This is a genomic window from Streptomyces sp. NPDC048288 (assembly GCF_043201555.1).
Classification (GTDB): Bacteria; Actinomycetota; Actinomycetes; order Streptomycetales; family Streptomycetaceae; genus Streptomyces.
The window spans coordinates 64,524-80,900 of record NZ_JBICZD010000009.1; the positions used below are offsets into that span (position 1 = coordinate 64,524).

Annotated in this window: 12 protein-coding genes; 2 read left to right on the top strand and 10 right to left on the bottom strand. The window is 71.0% G+C overall.

All coding sequences use genetic code 11. The features are described 5' to 3' along the window. Positions 1-54 precede the first annotated feature (54 nt). From ACGFZS_RS30405 to ACGFZS_RS30415, 3 genes are all read right to left on the bottom strand, one after another. The gene (locus ACGFZS_RS30405) at positions 55-1,503 is read right to left on the bottom strand and encodes an aldehyde dehydrogenase family protein (protein ID WP_365691294.1); all 1,449 of its coding nucleotides are present in this window, start codon (positions 1,501-1,503) and stop codon (positions 55-57) included. Between the two features lie 208 nt (positions 1,504-1,711). After that, the gene (locus ACGFZS_RS30410; RefSeq protein WP_393797768.1) at positions 1,712-3,280 is read right to left on the bottom strand and encodes a PucR family transcriptional regulator; all 1,569 of its coding nucleotides are present in this window, start codon (positions 3,278-3,280) and stop codon (positions 1,712-1,714) included. 167 nt (positions 3,281-3,447) lie between these two features. After that, a complete protein-coding gene (locus ACGFZS_RS30415; protein WP_393797769.1) occupies positions 3,448-5,619 on the bottom strand; it encodes an ATP-binding protein in 2,172 nt (723 codons plus the stop codon). A gap of 291 nt (positions 5,620-5,910) precedes the next feature. On the opposite strand from ACGFZS_RS30415, the gene gabT reads away from it, so the two are divergent. Both gabT and ACGFZS_RS30425 read left to right on the top strand, forming a co-directional pair. Continuing rightward, positions 5,911-7,245 carry a 4-aminobutyrate--2-oxoglutarate transaminase gene (gabT, locus tag ACGFZS_RS30420; RefSeq protein WP_365691289.1) on the top strand — a complete coding sequence of 445 codons (1,335 nt, stop codon included), beginning with the start codon at positions 5,911-5,913 and terminating at the stop codon, positions 7,243-7,245. 192 nt (positions 7,246-7,437) lie between these two features. After that, a complete protein-coding gene (locus ACGFZS_RS30425; RefSeq protein WP_393797770.1) occupies positions 7,438-8,316 on the top strand; it encodes a phosphatase PAP2 family protein in 879 nt (292 codons plus the stop codon). On the opposite strand, the gene ACGFZS_RS30430 is transcribed toward ACGFZS_RS30425, so the two are convergent. The 7 genes from ACGFZS_RS30430 to ACGFZS_RS30460 form a co-directional block, all read right to left on the bottom strand. Further along, the gene (locus tag ACGFZS_RS30430; protein WP_393797771.1) at positions 8,255-10,057 is read right to left on the bottom strand and encodes a chitinase; all 1,803 of its coding nucleotides are present in this window, start codon (positions 10,055-10,057) and stop codon (positions 8,255-8,257) included. The two genes, ACGFZS_RS30425 and ACGFZS_RS30430, sit on opposite strands and share 62 nt — an antisense overlap. Positions 10,058-10,223: 166 nt before the next feature. Beyond that, positions 10,224-10,667: a hypothetical protein gene (locus ACGFZS_RS30435; RefSeq protein WP_359216057.1), complete on the bottom strand. Its 444-nt coding sequence runs from the start codon at positions 10,665-10,667 to the stop codon at positions 10,224-10,226. A gap of 126 nt (positions 10,668-10,793) precedes the next feature. After that, positions 10,794-12,221: an NAD(P)/FAD-dependent oxidoreductase gene (locus tag ACGFZS_RS30440; RefSeq protein WP_393797772.1), complete on the bottom strand. Its 1,428-nt coding sequence runs from the start codon at positions 12,219-12,221 to the stop codon at positions 10,794-10,796. A 32-nt stretch (positions 12,222-12,253) separates the two neighbouring features. Beyond that, on the bottom strand, positions 12,254-13,054 hold the full coding sequence (locus tag ACGFZS_RS30445; RefSeq protein WP_393797773.1) for an ABC transporter permease: 801 nt from the start codon (positions 13,052-13,054) through the stop codon (positions 12,254-12,256). Next, complete coding sequence (locus tag ACGFZS_RS30450; protein ID WP_393797774.1) at positions 13,055-13,981, bottom strand: ABC transporter permease; 927 nt, start codon at positions 13,979-13,981, stop codon at positions 13,055-13,057. Next, entirely contained in the window at positions 13,981-15,126 is a 1,146-nt protein-coding gene (locus ACGFZS_RS30455; RefSeq protein ID WP_393797775.1) for an ABC transporter ATP-binding protein, read from the bottom strand. The genes ACGFZS_RS30450 and ACGFZS_RS30455 overlap by 1 nt, the downstream gene beginning before the upstream one ends. 7 nt (positions 15,127-15,133) lie before the next feature. Then, complete coding sequence (locus ACGFZS_RS30460) at positions 15,134-16,369, bottom strand: spermidine/putrescine ABC transporter substrate-binding protein (protein WP_365691272.1); 1,236 nt, start codon at positions 16,367-16,369, stop codon at positions 15,134-15,136. Between the last annotated feature and the right edge of the window lie 8 nt (positions 16,370-16,377).

Genomic DNA, 16,377 nt, shown 5'->3' on the forward strand with positions numbered 1-16,377 from the left:
CCCCGCACAGCGGGCTGCGGCCGTTCTGTCGCTCTCCGAGCCGTCCGTGGCAGGTCAGAGGGCGAGGCCGGTGAGGACCAGGACGCGCTCGTAGGTGTAGTCGTCCATCGCGAACCGGACGCCCTCGCGGCCGACGCCGGACTGCTTGACGCCGCCGTACGGCATCTGGTCGGCGCGGTAGGAGGGGACGTCGCCGACGATCACGCCGCCGACCTCCAGCGCGCGGTGGGCGCGGAAGGCGGTCTGCAGGTCGTGGGTGAAGACGCCCGCCTGGAGGCCGTACTTGGAGTCGTTGACGGCGGCGAAGGCCTCCGCCTCGCCGTACACCTTCTGCACGGTGAGGACGGGTCCGAAGATCTCCTCGCAGGAGACGGTGGTGTCGGCCGGGACGTCGGTGAGGACGGTAGGCGCGTAGGTGGCGCCGTCGCGGTCGCCGCCCGTGAGCAGGGTGGCGCCGTCCTCGACGGCCTCCTTCACCCACGCCTCGACGCGCTCCGCGGCCGCCTCGCTGACCAGCGGGCCGACGTCGGTCTTGGCGTCCGCCGGGTCGCCGGTGACCTGGGCCTCGACGGCGGCGACGATGCGCGGGAGGAGACGGTCGTAGACGGACGCGTCGGCGATGACCCGCTGCACGGAGATGCAGGACTGGCCGCCCTGGTAGTTGGAGAAGGTCGCGATGCGGGTGGCGGCCCAGTCCAGGTCGGCGTCGGAGGCGTAGTCGGCCAGGACGACCGCGGCGCCGTTGCCGCCGAGTTCCAGGGTGCAGTGCTTGCGCGGCACCGAGTCCATGATCGAGTAGCCGACCTTCTCGGAACCGGTGAACGAGATGACCGGGAGGCGCTCGTCCTGGACGAGGGCGGCCATCTTGTCGTTGGCGACCGGGAGGATCGACCAGGAGCCGGCCGGGAGACCGGTGGTCTCGGCGAGCAGGTCACCGATGATCAGGCCGGAGAGCGGGGTGGCCGGGGCCGGCTTGAGGATGATCGGCGCGCCGGCCGCGATCGCCGGGGCGATCTTGTGGGCGCAGAGGTTGAGCGGGAAGTTGAAGGGCGCGATGCCGAGGACGACGCCCTTCGGGAAGCGGCGGGTCAGCGCGAGCCGGCCCTGGCCGCCGAGGTCGGTGTCCAGGCGCTGGGCCTCGCCGCTGTTGAAGCGGCGGGCCTCCTCGGCGGCGAACCGGAAGACGGAGACGGCACGGCCGACCTCGCCGCGCGCCCACTTGATCGGCTTGCCGTTCTCGGCGGAGATCAGCTGGGCTATCTCCTCGGTGCGCTCGGCGAGCCGGCGGCTGACGTGGTCGAGGGCGGCGGCGCGTACGTGGGCCGGGGTGGCGGCGAACTCGTCCCGTACGGCGTACGCGGCGGCGACCGCCTCCTCGACCTGGGCGTCGGAGGGCACGCCGACCTTGCCGACGAGGCGCCCGTCCCACGGGCTGGTGACGTCGAAGGTGTCCTCGCCGGTGACCTGACGGCCGGCGAGCCAGAAGGCGTGGGTGGAGGTCATGTGCGAGTCCCGGCCCTTCCGCGTAGAGGGGTGTGTGCGTGGCTTTCGACTCCACCGTAGGTCGGCGCGGGCGGAGGTGCGTTTGTCCGGGGTGTAGTGGTCGGGGCGGGGGCTGTGCCGGATTGGTGCGGTCAGGCCCAAGGGGCGCGGGGAACTGCGCGACCAGCCCCCCACGACCCGCAGCCGGCACACGACCTGCCGCCCCCGCTCACTCCCCCGACGTCGCCTTCAACGCCAGCCACAGCTCCATCCGCACGTCCGGGTCGTCCAGCGACCGGCCCAGGATCTCCTCGACCCGTCGCATCCGGTAGCGGAGCGTGTGGCGGTGGACGCCCAGGTCCGCGGCGGCCGCGTCCCACTGGCCGTGCCGGGACAGCCAGGCCCGCAGGGAGGCCACCAGGTCGCCCCGGCCGGTCGCGTCGTGCTCGTGCAGCGCCCGCAGCAGACCGTCCGCGAACGCCTTCACGGCGTCGTCGGCCAGCAGCGGCAGCACCGACCCCGACGCCAGCTGCTCGTGCTCCACCAGGACCCGCCCCCGCCGCCGCGCCACCGACAGCGCCTGCTCGGCCTGCTTGTAGGCCGCGGCGGCCGCGATCGGACCGGACGGCGCGGACATGCCCACGACCAGGTCGTCCTCCTCGGCGGCGCCGCCCTGCTCCGGCACCGCGCGGGCCGCTTCCCGGGCCGCCGCGTACTCCACGCAGGCGCCCACCGCCGCGCCCGCGTCCGCGGCCAGCACCACCAGCCGCTCCCCCTCCGGCACCACCAGCAGCGCCTCCCCGGCGCGCGCCGCCGCCGACTCCACCGCCTCCGTGAGGCCGGCCAGCAGCTCGGCGCCCGCGTCCGCGACGATCATCCGGAACGGTGCGTCGAGCAGCCCGCCGTACAGGTCCCCGGCGACGCCCCGGGCATGGTCCGGCTGCCCGGCGAGCAGCATCCGCAGCACCGCCGCGCCGACCCGCTGCTCGGCCGCGCGCAGTGAGCGGGAGCGTTCCGTCGTGAGGGTGAGCAGCGCGATCGCGGAGTGGACAGCGTAGCGCTCGGCCGTGCCCAGCGCCGACGCCGTACCCACCGCCAGGGCCGCCCTGGGGCGGCGGCCCGTGCCGAGCGAGTGCAGTTCCACCCGGTCCTCGTTGTCCGGGCCGCCGACCACCGAGGAGGCCGGTGCCGGGCGCTCCCGGAGGCGTTCCACCTCGGCCGTCAGCCGGGCCGCCCTGCGGCCGGCCCACTCCGGTGCCGTGGCGACGACGGCGCCGGACGCGTCGTACAGCGCGGCCCAGCCGTCCACCTGGGCCGCGAGGGCGGCCAGCACGCCCTCCGGGCCGGCGTTCAGCGCCTGCCGGGTCAGCTCGCGCTGGGCGGCGAAGCCCGCGGTCACCGCCCGGTACTGGTCGGCCGCGATCGCCGCCGAGACCGCCTTGCTGATGGCGAGGAAGGGGGTGCGGCGCGGTACCTCCAGCAGCGGCAGGCCCTCCTGCTCCGCCGCCTCGACCAGGGCCCCGGGGATCTCCTCGTAGTTGACCCCGACGGCGAAGCCGAGGCCCACCACACCCGCCCCGACCAGGCGTTTCACATAGCGCCGCATGGCCTCCGGATCCTCCGCGTCCAGCTTCAGCGCGGTGATCAGGAGCAGTTCCCCGCCCTCCATGTACGGCACCGGGTCGGCGAGTTCGCTGACATGGGCCCAGCGCACGGGCACGTCGAGGCGGTCCTCGCCCGCGCGCACGGTCAGCTTGAGCGCGGAATGGTGGACGAGCGAGGCGAGCGTCGGTGGCATCGGGCCGTCAGATCTTCTCTTCGGTCGTGAACAGGGACTGGGTCAGGGACAGGGGCTGGGACTGGGACAGCGGGGCAGGGCGGCGGGAGAGTCATGGCCTTTGGCCGTCGCGTATGAACGGCCTCTCTCGATTCTGCCTCACTGTACGGTCGCGTGTGCGCCCCTGTTCAGACCCGGCCGCCGCCCCTCAGATCCACCAGCAGCGGCGGCGCGTGCTCGCCCTTGACGGTCGTCAGGGAGAGGACCGCGTGGCCCGGCGGCACCCCGTGGGCCAGTTCGGAGGCCGACCAGCGTTCCCGCTCCACCTGCCGGACGGTGACCGCCCGCGCGGTGGCCGCCTTGCCGGTGATGACCCGGCGCACGACGTGCAGCGCCTTGCCGGCCGGGGTCTCCGCGATGATCTGGCGGTCGGTGACGTCCCGGGCCTCGATCCACTCCTTGCCCCAGACCTCGGCGAAGTCCTGGCCGTCCCAGGGGGTGAGGCCGGAGAAGGCCATCCGGCAGCCGGCGGCGCCGAGCAGGGGGCTGCGCAGCGGACGCGGTACGTCGTCCAGGGTGCGCAGGGTGAGCGCCACGCCCGCGTTGGCCGAGCGCAGCCGCTGGATGCCGCGGACCGCCTCCGGCGTCACCACGCCCGTGGCGTCGTCCAGGAGCAGACAGGCGAAGAGCGAGCGGTCGTCCCGGACCGTGACGCTCGCCGTGAACTGGGCGAGCACCAGGCGGGCCAGGATGCGGGAGGCGTCCGCGTGACCGCGCTCGGGCAGGTCGATGCGGACCCGGACCGGGTGGTCGAGGGCCTTGAGAGAGAAGGGGCGGGACGAGCCGGAGGTGTCGAAGAACCCGGCGAAGGCGGGGCGGTCGAGGAGCGCGATGCGGTCGGCCAGGACCGCGCCGACGTCCCCGGGGTGTCCCATCTGGCGTTCCCGCGCGTCGAGTTCGCGCAGCAGCGACTCGTGGCCGGTGTCCGTCAGCGCCTTGCGGAGCGCGGCGAGCGGGCCGGGGGCGCCGTCCAGGAGCCGGCGGAGTTCGGGGACGGACGGGAAACGGCCGTGGACCGCCTTGAACGGTCCGATCAGCTGGGCGAGGACGGTGGTGGAGCGGCGGCTGTCGCTGCCGGGGTGCGGGTCGGCGAGGTCGCCGGCGAGGGCCTCGGCGAGTATGGCGGCGGCCTCGTCGGGGTCGGTGGTGCCGCCGTACAGGTCGAGGTCGTAGACGGACTCGGGGTGGGCGATGCGGACGACGACGTCGTAGGCGTCGGCGGGTCCCAGCCCGGCGCCGGCCGCGCCGACGACGACCACGGAGGCGCGTCCGGCGAGCGCGTGCAGGCACAGCGACTCGGCGAGCGGGCGGACCAGGCTGCCGGTCTTGCCGGAGCCGGCCGGGCCGACGGCGAGCAGGGAGGTGCCGAGCAGGTCGGGGCCGAGGGCGAGGCCGGTGCCGCGGTACTGGTACGGGTTGCGGGGGTCGTCGGCCGTCGTGCCGAGCCGGACCTGGCCGGTGACCATGTCGTGCTGCGCGTGCCGCGCGGGCAGGTCGCGCTCGCCGGAGGGGTGCAGACAGGCGGCGGCACCGTCCTTGACCACGGCCGCGGTGAACGTCGCCATACTGTGCCGGCCGCTCCGCACCCCCTGCCAGGCCCGGGCGATCCGAGCGTGGTCGACGTCGCGCATCAGGCCGGTCCGCGCGTCCCCGGCAAGCCGGTCGGCGGCATCGCCCGCCCCCGCCTGACGGAGGTAGAGGAACTCGGCGGGGTCCTGCTCGGGGGCGGGGGGCCGTTCCGGGGTGGGCGCGGCCCGGTTCCAGGCGGGCGGACCGTAGCGGCGCCAGACCTCGCCCCAGCGGCCGAGCTTGCCCACGACGGCCGCGATGAGGAGGGCTACGAGGATCTGGTAGCCCCGGTACAGCATGAGTACGCCGACCTCGCCGAGCGAGCTGTCCCCGCCTCGCCAGGAGTGGGGGACGATCAGGTCGAAGGGGACCCACCACCACGCCCCCAGATAGCCGTTCTGCAGCAGCGACCAGACCAGCCAGCCGACCAGGAACGCGATGAGCGCGCCGCTCAGCAGCTGCCGGGCCGGGACCTGGTCCGGCTCCTGCTCCGGCCGGGGCTTGTACCCGAACCGCCACACCCCGGGCACCGTCTCGGGCCTCGGTGTGCGCAGCCAGCCCAGGAAGGCCGAGCCGTCCGGGAGCGGGGGCATCGTGGGGGGTGCCGTCGGTCGCGGCGGTACCGCGGGCTTGGCCTCGGCCGGCATCCCGCCCCCGTCCTGCGGCCCCGCCGGACGCGGTACAGGATTCGCATGCGTACCCCGCGTGTCCCGCGTCCCGTCGCTGTCCATCGCTCTCGCTCCCTGACCAGCCGTTCCGTCCACCGTCAGCGGCCAATCTAACGCCCTCACAAGGGGAGTTCACCGCTTACGCGGCCGAGGAACCTCCCGGCGCGGCCACCCGCACTATGTCCACCACGGACAACGTCACCCTCCGACAACGCCCACATGGAGCATGCCCACCTCTCATACCCGGCCCTAGCCTGCGAAGAAAGAAGGAAAGCGTCCGAAAACGCACCACCGGAGCCGCCGGACGGGACCGTCCGGTACGCAACGGCTCGCACCACTCATCAGGGAGCCCCCATGACCGCACTTCCGCAGGAGCGCCGCGTCGTCACCGCCATCCCCGGCCCCAAGTCGCAGGAGCTGCAGGCCCGCCGCCTCGCCGCGGTCGCGCAGGGCGTCGGTTCCGTGCTGCCGGTGTTCACCGCCCGCGCGGGCGGCGGCATCATCGAGGACGTCGACGGCAACCGTCTCATCGACTTCGGTTCCGGTATCGCCGTGACCAGCGTGGGCGCCTCCGCCGAGGCCGTCGTACGGCGCGCGAGCGCCCAGCTGGCCGACTTCACCCACACCTGTTTCATGGTCACGCCGTACGAGGGGTACGTCGAGGTCGCCGAGGCGCTCGCCGAGCTGACCCCGGGCGACCACGAGAAGAAGAGCGCCCTGTTCAACTCCGGTGCCGAGGCCGTCGAGAACGCCGTCAAGATCGCGCGTGCGTACACCAAGCGGCAGGCCGTGGTCGTCTTCGACCACGGTTACCACGGCCGGACCAACCTGACGATGGCGCTCACCGCCAAGAACATGCCGTACAAGCACGGCTTCGGTCCGTTCGCGCCCGAGGTCTACCGGGTGCCGGTGGCGTACGGCTACCGCTGGCCGACCGGTGCGGAGAACGCCGGTCCCGAGGCCGCCAAGCAGGCCATCGACCAGATCAGCAAGCAGGTCGGCGCCGACAACGTCGCCGCGATCATCATCGAGCCGGTGCTCGGCGAGGGCGGCTTCATCGAGCCGGCGAAGGGCTTCCTGCCGGCGATCAGCCAGTTCGCCGAGGACAACGGCATCGTCTTCGTCGCGGACGAGATCCAGTCCGGGTTCTGCCGTACGGGCCAGTGGTTCGCGTGCGAGGACGAGGGGATCGTCCCGGACCTGATCACCACCGCCAAGGGCATCGCGGGCGGCCTGCCGCTCGCCGCCGTCACCGGCCGCGCCGAGATCATGGACGCCGCGCACGCCGGCGGCCTCGGTGGTACGTACGGCGGCAACCCGGTCGCCTGTGCCGGTGCGCTCGGGGCCATCGAGACGATGAAGGAGCTCGACCTCAACGCGAAGGCGAAGGCCATCGAGGCGATCATGAAGCCGCGGCTCACCGCCATGGCCGAGAAGTTCGACGTGATCGGCGACGTCCGCGGCCGTGGCGCGATGATCGCGATCGAGCTGGTCAAGGACCGTACGACCAAGGAGCCGAACCCGGAGGCGACCGCCGCCCTCGCCAAGGCCTGTCACCAGGAGGGCCTGCTGGTCCTGACCTGTGGCACCTACGGCAACGTGCTGCGGTTCCTGCCCCCGCTCGTGATCGGCGAGGACCTCCTCAACGAGGGCCTCGACATCATCGAGCAGGCCTTCGCCCGCATCTGAGCCACAGGGTCCCCGCAGCCCGCCCCCAGGCTGTCGAACCCCTGTGCCACAGCCGCCCCACCCCCCTCACCTGGCGTGATGCGAGGGGCCGGGGCGGCCCCCGTCAGGCCGTGTGAAGAAGGTGTGCGAGGTGCATGACGGGACGCGATTCCGCCTGTCTTCGCACCGCGCCCTGCCGTAGGTTCTATCCAGATGAGAGATACACCCCGTCCACAGGGGACTGTGGGCGATTTCAGGCCGGGGCCTCCCCAGCTTCGACCTGGTCGTGCCCTCGCGCACACAACCGGCGCCTTTGGCTCCGGATCTCCTCACCGATCGGACGGTCGCTCGCCCCAAACCCCCCGGGGCGCGCGGCGTTCCGATCCGGACGGCCGCCTCGGAACTACCCCCCCTGTTCCGGGGCGGCCGACCTCCTTCCTTCCCTTTCTGCTCGTGGGACTCCTGGCCCTTCCGGCCCTCCTCTTCGCGCTGATCACCTGGCAGGTCGTGGCCCATGGCCCCCTGCTGCGCCTGGACAGCCGCCTGAGCAGCGCACTCGTCCACCCGGACAAGTTCTCCTCGGGCCTCTCCGATCTCGGCAACGTGCAGGTCGCCGTCCCGGTCCTGGTGATCGTCATCGTCTACGTCGCCCGCCGCGGCCGTGCCATTGGTACAGACCGCTGGTGGCTGCCGCCGACGGCCGCCGCCGTGCTGATGGCCCTGGTCCCCGCGATCATCGTGCCGCTGAAGGACTGGACCGCCCGGCCGGGGACCCCTGTGGTGCCCCCGGCGGTCGGCTACTTCCCCTCCGGCCACACGGCGACCGCGGCGATCGCGTACGGCTCCGCCACCCTGATCCTCCTGCCGTGGCTCGGCTCCGCGAGGGCCCGCCGCACCGCCGTCGGGATCTGCGCGGCCCTGGTCCTCGGCGTCTCCTTCGGCCTGGTCCGCCGGGGCTGGCACTGGCCGCTGGACGTGGTGGCCAGCTGGTGCCTGGGCAGCGTCCTGCTGACCGTCCTCGCCCTCTTCCTCAGCCGAAGTAGGCGTCGAAGTTCTTCTGGAACTCCCAGTTCGAGTACCGGTCCCAGTTGACCGACCAGGTCATCAGGCCGCGCAGCGCGGGCCAGGTGCCGTGCGTGGCGTACGACCCGCAGTTCGTCTTCTTCGTCAGGCAGTCCAGGGTCTTGGTGACCTCGGACGGGGCCACGTAGCCGTTGCCCGCGTTGACCGACGCCGGCATGCCGATCGCGATCTGGTCGGGGCGCAGCGGCGGGAAGACGTTGTTCGCGTCGCCCGCGACCGGGAAGCCGGTGAGCAGCATGTCGGTCATGGCGATGTGGAAGTCGGCGCCGCCCATGGAGTGGTACTGGTTGTCGAGGCCCATGATCGGGCCCGAGTTGTAGTCCTGGACGTGCAGCAGGGTCAGGTCGTCCCGCAGGGCGTGGATGACCGGGAGGTACGCCCCGCAGCGCGGGTCCTGGCCGCCCCACTTGCCGGTGCCGTAGTACTGGTAGCCCATCTGCACGAAGAAGGTCTCCGGGGCCATGGACAGCACGAACTTCGCCCCGTACTTCGCCTTCAGGGTCTTCAGTGCCGAGATCAGGTTCACCACCACCGGGGTGGTCGGGTTCCTGAAGTCCGTGTCGCTCGCGTCCAGGGAGAGCGAGTGGCCCTCGAAGTCGATGTCCAGGCCGTCCAGGCCGTAGGTGTCGATGATGTTCGAGACGGAGGAGACGAAGGTGTCCCGGGCCGCGGTCGTGGTCAGCTGGACCTGGCCGTTGGCGCCGCCGATCGATATCAGCACCTTCTTGCCGGCCGCCTGCTTGGCCTTGATCGCCGTCTTGAAGTCGGCGTCGCTCTCGACGTTCGGGCACTCCGTCACCGAGCAGCGGTTGAACCGGATGTCCCCCGAGGTGGCCGAGGTCGGCTCGCCGAAGGCCAGGTCGATGACGTCCCAGCTGTCGGGGACGTCGGCGACCCGGGTGTAGCCGGAGCCGTTGGCGAAGGAGGCGTGCAGATAGCCGACCAGGGCGTGCGTCGGCAGGTCGCCCGAGCCGCCGGAGGAACCGGCGGTCGTGGTCGCCGTCACCGCGGCCGACTTCGCGGACTCGCCGGCACCGTTCACGGCGGTGACCTGGAAGCTGTAGGCGGTCGAGGCGGACAGGCCGGTCACGGTGGCCGAGGCCCCGGTCGCCGTCTGGACCTTCGCGCCGTCCCGGTAGACCGCGTAGCTCGTCGCGCCCGTGACCGCGCTCCACGACAGGGCGACACTGGAGGACGTGATCGTGCCGGTCTTCAGTCCGGTCGGCGCGGCGGGCGGCTGGCCCGCGGAGGCCCCCGGCCCGACCAGGGACACGTCGTCGGCGTAGTAGGCGCCGGTGCCGTACCAGCCGTGGGTGTAGATGGTGACCTTGGTGGTCGAGGCGCCGGTGGTGAAGGTGGTCGTCAGCTTCTGCCAGTCGGGGGCGGACTGGGTCCAGGTGGAGACGTCGGTGGTGCCGGTGCCGCTCGCGCCCAGGTAGACGTAGGAGCCGCGGACGTATCCGGACAGGGTGTACTGCGCGCCCGGCTGCACGGTCACCGTCTGCGCGCACTGGGCGTTGTCGCTGCCGGCCGGGGTCGCCTGCAGCGCGGAACCTCCGCCGTGCACCGGTGAGTTGACCGTCGTACCGCTGCCCGCCGTACAACTCCAGCCGGACAGCCCGGACTCGAAGCCACCGTTGACAGCGAGGTCCGCGTCGGCCGCACGGGCGGCCGACGAGAGCGCGGTGATACCGGGCACGGCCAACAGCACGGCCGTGAGAAAGGTGAGGACAGGTCTCGCGCGCACCACAAGTACCTCCGAACATGGGGGATTTGGAGGACGGAAACGCACTCAACTTGGTCCAGACCAATTCACTTGTCAATACCTGCGGCAGCGCCCCGTCAGGGGCGCGGGGAACTGCGCGACCAGCCACGACGACGCCGCGGCCGACCGACATCCCTGCCGCGAACGGCGTCTAGTCGTCAGCCAACCCCGCCGCCGCCTCATGCATGGCCAGCTCCAGCAACGCCGGATCCGTCAACGTCCCCGACCCGTCCGGCGCCACCAACCACCGCACCCCCTGTGTCGCCCGCCCCGGATACGGCACGACGATCCACGTCCCGGCCCCCGCCGTACGGATCCCCGTACCGAGCCACCGCGCGGCCGTTCCGGGCGGCACGAAAAAGCCCACCCGGTTGTCCCCGAAGTCGGCCAGGACGGGCCCTGGCTGGTCGAGGACGCGGGTGAGCACGTCGAGGGTGGGATAGCCGAGCCCGCCCGGCAGGATCAGTACGTCCCAGGCCCGGCCGGCGGGCAGAAGCGCGACCCCTAGTGGGTTGCGCTCCCATTCCCAGCGGCAGGACTCGGGATCCGGTGCGACGGATGCCAGCCATTCGACCGCCGTCTTCGCCCCAGTCATCAGAGGACCTCCCCATCTCACACGTGGACGCGGGCTTCGCGTCACGGGGAGAGAGGGAGGTCTTCCATCGGCATTACGCGGGTTCCGGCACCCAATTCGAGTGACCCGGATCACACCCCGAAGGGGTCAGCTGTCGAAGCCCAGCCCCATCCGGTCCATCGCCCGAAGCCACAGGTTCCGGCGCCCGCCGTGCGCGTCGGCCCGGGCCAGGGACCACTTGGTGAGGGCGATACCGGTCCAGGCGAACGGCTCGGGCGGGAACGGCAGCGGCTTCTTGCGGACCATCTCAAGGCGGGTGCGCTCGGTCTCCTCCCCCGCCAGCAGGTCCAGCATCACGTCGGCGCCGAACCGGGTGGCTCCCACGCCCAGCCCCGTGTACCCGGCCGCGTACGCCACCCGCCCCTGGTGGGCCGTGCCGAAGAACGCCGAGAAACGGGAGCAGGTGTCGATCGCGCCGCCCCAGGCGTGGGTGAAGCGGACGCCCTCCAGCTGCGGGAAGCAGGTGAAGAAGTGCCCGGCGAGCTTGGCGTAGGTCTCCGGACGGTCGTCGTACTCGCGGCGCACCCGGCCGCCGTAGTGGTGGATCGCGTCGTAGCCGCCCCACAGGACGCGGTTGTCGGCGGAGAGCCGGAAGTAGTGGAACTGGTTGGCGGAGTCCCCGAGGCCCTGCCGGTTCTTCCAGCCGATCGCGCCGAGCTGCTCGGCGGTGAGCGGTTCGGTCATCAGGGCGTAGTCGTAGACCGGGACGGTGTAGGCGCGGACCCGCTTGAGCAGGTTCGGGAAGATGTTGGTGCCGAGCGCGACCCGCCGGGCGCGGACCGAGCCGTACGGGGTGCGTACGGCCATGCCGGCGCCGTACGCCTTCAGGTCGAGGGCGGGGGTGTGCTCGTACACGCGGACGCCCAGCGCGAGGCAGGCCTGCTTGAGGCCCCAGGCGAGCTTGGCCGGGTGGAGCATGGCCACGCCCCGGCGGTCCCAGAGGCCCGCCTCGAAGGTGGGCGAGGCGACCTGGGCGCGCACCGCGTCGGCGTCGAGGAACTCGATGTCGTCCGCGAGGCCCTTCTGCTCCAGCTCCTTGTGCCAGTCGCGCAGTTCCCAGGCCTGGTAGGTCTCGGTGGCGACGTCGATCTCGCCGGTCCGCTCGAACTCGCAGTCGATGCCGTGCCGGGCGACGGCGGCCTCGAACCCGTCGAGGTTGCGCCGGCCCAGCTCCTGGAGCTGGTGGATCTCCTCGGGCCAGCGGGCCAGCCCGTTGGGCAGCCCGTGGGTGAGGGAGGCGGCGCAGAAGCCGCCGTTGCGGCCCGAGGCGGCCCAGCCCACCTCGTGGCCTTCCAGCAGGACCACATCGCGCCCGGGGTCGCGCTCCTTGGCGTTGAGCGCGGTCCACAGTCCGCTGTACCCGCCGCCGACGACCAGCAGGTCGCAGGTGTCGGCGCCGGTGAGCGCGGGCTCGGGGTGGGGCTTGCCGGGGTCTTCGAGCCAGTACGGGACCGGCTGTGCTTCGGAGAGTGACTTGGTCCAATCTGCCTGACGGCTCATGGCGCTTGGGGCCATGATTTCCAACTCCCTACAGAGTCAATTAAGGGCTATGCCTTTTGCCTGTTGCGGCGGTTGTTGACGAGCATCGATACCAGCACGAGCAGTACGGCGACCAGGAACATGGCCGTGCCGATGACGTTGATCTGGACGGGCGTGCCGCGCTGTGCCGAACCCCAGACGAACATGGGGAAGGTGACGGTGGAGCCCGCGTTGAAATTGGTGATGATGAAATCGTCGAAGGAGAGCGCGAAGGAGAGCAGCGCGCCCGCCGCGATTCCGGGGGCCGCGATGGGGAGGGTGACCCTGACGAACGTCTGCACCGGTCCGGCGTAGAGGTCGCGGGCCGCCTCCTCCAGGCGCGGGTCCATCGACATCACGCGCGCCTTGACGGCGGTGACGACGAAGCTGAGGCAGAACATGATGTGGGCGATCAGGATGGTGTAGAAGCCCAGCTGGGCGCCCATGTTGAGGAACAGGGTGAGCAGCGAGGCGGCCATGACGACCTCGGGCATCGCCATCGGCAGGAAGATCAGCGAGTTCACGGCGCCGCGGGCGCGGAACCGGTAGCGGACCAGGGCGAAGGCGATCATCGTGCCGAGGAGCGTGGCGCCGATCGTGGCCAGGGCGGCGATCCGGAGGCTGATGGAGAGCGAGCCGCACATGTCGGCGACCCCGCACGGCTGCTTCCAGGCGTCCAGCGAGAACTGCTGCCATTCGTAGTTGAAGCGCCCCTTCGGTTTGTTGAAGGAGAACACCGTGACGATGACGTTCGGCAGCAGGAGATATCCGAGGGTCACCAGTCCCGCGATGACGACCAGATGCTTCTTGAGCCAGTTGACGAAGGGCATTTAGACCAGATCCTCCGTCCCGGACCGGCGGATGTAGATGGTGACCATGGCGAGGATCGCGGCCATGAGGATGAAGGACAGCGCGGCCGCCGTCGGATAGTCGAGAATCCGCAGGAACTGCGTCTGGATCACGTTTCCGATCATGCGGGTGTCGGTCGAGCCGAGGAGTTCGGCGTTGACGTAGTCACCGGCCGCCGGGATGAAGGTCAGCAGCGTGCCGGAGACCACGCCCGGCATCGACAGCGGGAAGGTGACCTTGCGGAACGTCGTCCACGGCTTGGCGTACAGGTCACCGGCGGCCTCGTGCAGCCGGCCGTCGATGCGCTCCAGCGAGGTGTAGAGCGGCAGGATCATGAACGGCAGGAAGTTGTACGTCAGACCGCACACCACCGCGAGCGGGGTGGCGAGGACGCGGTCGCCGGCCGTCCAGCCGAGGAAGTCGGTGAGGTCCAGGATGTGCAGCGAGTTCAGCACGTGCACGACCGGGCCGTTGTCGGCGAGGATCGTCTTCCAGGCCAGGGTGCGGATCAGGAAGCTGGTGAAGAACGGCGCGATCACCAGGATCATGATCAGGTTCCGCCAGCGTCCCGCGCGGAAGGCGATGAGGTACGCCAGCGGGTAGCCGAGCAGCAGGCACAGGACCGTGGCCGCCGCCGCGTAGAAGACGGACCGCAGGAACTGCGGCCAGTACTCGCTGAGCGCGTCCCAGTAGGTCGCGAAGTGCCAGGTGACCTTGTAGCCCTCTTCCAGGGAACCCGTCTGGATCGACGTGGACGCCTGGTAGATCATCGGGAGGGCGAAGAAGATGACCAGCCACAGGATGCCGGGGAGCAGCAGCCAGTAGGGGGTGAACCGGCCGCGCTTGCGCGGGGGCTTCTTCTCGGGGGCCGGCGCCAGGGGCGGCGGCGCTTCCGTCAGCGTGGCCATCAGGCGGCCTCCTCCTCGGTGCCGGCGTCGATGTCCTGGGCGGCGTCGAGACCGAAGGTGTGGGCCGGGCTCCAGTGCAGGACGACGTCGGCGCCGGGGACGAGCCGGCCGTCGCGCTCGACGTTCTGCACGTACACCGCGAACTCGGGGCAGACCGCGCTGTCGATGACGTACTGCGTGGAGACGCCGATGAAGCTGGCGTCGGCGACCTTGCCGGTGATGCGGTTGCGGCCCTCGGGGATGGAGCCCGCGTCGTCGGCGTGGGTGAGGGAGATCTTCTCGGGCCGGATGCCGACGAGCACCTTGCCGCCGGTCGCGGTCGGCGCCGAACATCGCGACTCGGGCAGCACCAGCTTCCCGCCGCCCGCCTTGAGGACGATGTCGTCCCCGTTCTTCGTGTCGACCTCGGCCTCGATCAGGTTCGAGGTGCCGAGGAAGTTGGCGACGAACGTGGTGTTCGGGTTCTCGTAGAGGTCGGCGGGCGAGCCGAGCTGCTCGACGCGGCCCGCGTTCATCACGGCGACCGTGTCGGCCATGGTCATGGCCTCCTCCTGGTCGTGCGTGACGTGGACGAAGGTGATGCCGACCTCGGTCTGGATCCGCTTGAGCTCCAGCTGCATCTGGCGGCGCAGCTTGAGGTCGAGGGCGCCGAGCGGCTCGTCGAGCAGGAGCACCTTGGGGTGGTTGATGAGGGCGCGGGCCACCGCGACGCGCTGCTGCTGGCCGCCGGAGAGCTGGTGCGGCTTCTTGCGCGCCTGCTCGCCGAGCTGGACCAGCTCCAGCATGTCCTCGACCTGCTTCTTCACGCTCTTGATGCCGCGCCGGCGCAGGCCGAAGGCGACGTTCTCGAAGATGTCGAGGTGCGGGAAGAGGGCGTAGGACTGGAAGACCGTGTTCACCGGGCGCTTGTACGGCGGCAGATGGGTCACGTCCTGGTCGCCGAGGTGCACGGTGCCGGTGGTCGGCTCCTCAAGGCCCGCGATCATGCGCAGGGTGGTGGTCTTGCCGCAGCCCGAGGCACCGAGGAGGGCGAAGAAGGAGCCCTGCGGCACGGTCAGGTCCATCGGCTGTACGGCGGTGAAGCCGTTGTCGTACGTCTTTCCGATGCCGGTGAGACGGACGTCGCCGCTGCTGTCTTTCGTCATGGTGTCGTCACGCCCCTGTGAGCTTCGCGAACTTCTGCTGGTAGGCCGTCTCTTCCTTCGAGCTGAGGGCTCGGAAGGCGTGGGACTTGGCCTGCATGGCCTTGTCGGGGACGATCAGCGGGTTGCTCGCCGCCCCCTTGTCGATCTTGGCGAGGTACGGCTGCACGTCCGCGACGGGGCTGACGTAGTTGACGTAGGCGGAGAGTTCGGCGGCCGGTTCGGGCTCGTAGTAGTAGTCGATGAGCCGCTCGGCGTTCGTCTTGTGGCGCGCCTTGTTCGGGATCAGCAGGTTGTCGGTCGACGTCATGTAGCCGCTGTCCGGGATGACGTAGGCGACGTCCGGGTTGTCGGCCTGGAGCTGCACGATGTCGCCGCCCCAGGCGACACAGGCCGCGAGGTCGCCCTTGCTGAGGTCCGAGGTGTAGTCGTTGCCGGTGAACCGGCGGATCTGGCCCTTGTCGACGGCCTTCTGGAGGCGGGCGATCACCGCGTCGTAGTTGTCGTCGGTGAACTTCCCCGGGTCGATGCCCATGTCGAGCATGGTCATGCCGACGGTGTCGCGCATCTCGGTCAGCAGGCCGACCCGGCCCTTGAGCGCGGGGTTGTCGAGCAGGTCGGAGACCGACTTCACCTCGACGCCGTTCAGCGCCTTCTTGTTGAAGGCGACGACCGTGGAGATGCCCTGCCACACGTACGAGTAGGCACGGCCCGGGTCCCAGTCGGGGCTGCGGAACTGGTCCGACAGGTTGGCGAAGGCATGCGGCAGGTTCGACGCGTCCAGCTTCTGGACGTAGCCGAGCCGGATCATGCGGGCGGCCAGCCAGTCGGTGAGGACGATCAGGTCCCGGCCGGTGTCCTGGCCGGCGGCGAGCTGCGGCTGGATCTTGCCGAAGAACTCGTCGTTGTCGTTGATGTCCTCGGTGTACTTGACGGTGATGCCGGTCCGCTTGCGGAACGCGTCCAGCGTGGGATGCGTCTTGCCGCTGTCGTCGACGTCGATGTACTCGGGCCAGTTGGAGAAGTTGACGACCTTCTCCGTGGCCGAGTGGTCGTCGGCGGAGACCCCGCCCTGGGACTTGCCGGCCGCGGGAATACCGCAGGCGCTCAGCGCCCCGACGCCGCCCACCGCGAGCGCGCCGCCCAGGAACGACCGGCGGGCCAGGGCGGCCCGGCCGTTGCGGAGACTGCGCCGCATGGCGGCCACTTCGACCGGGGTAGGGCGGTCGGGCTCGTACTGCCTCATGCGCTAGA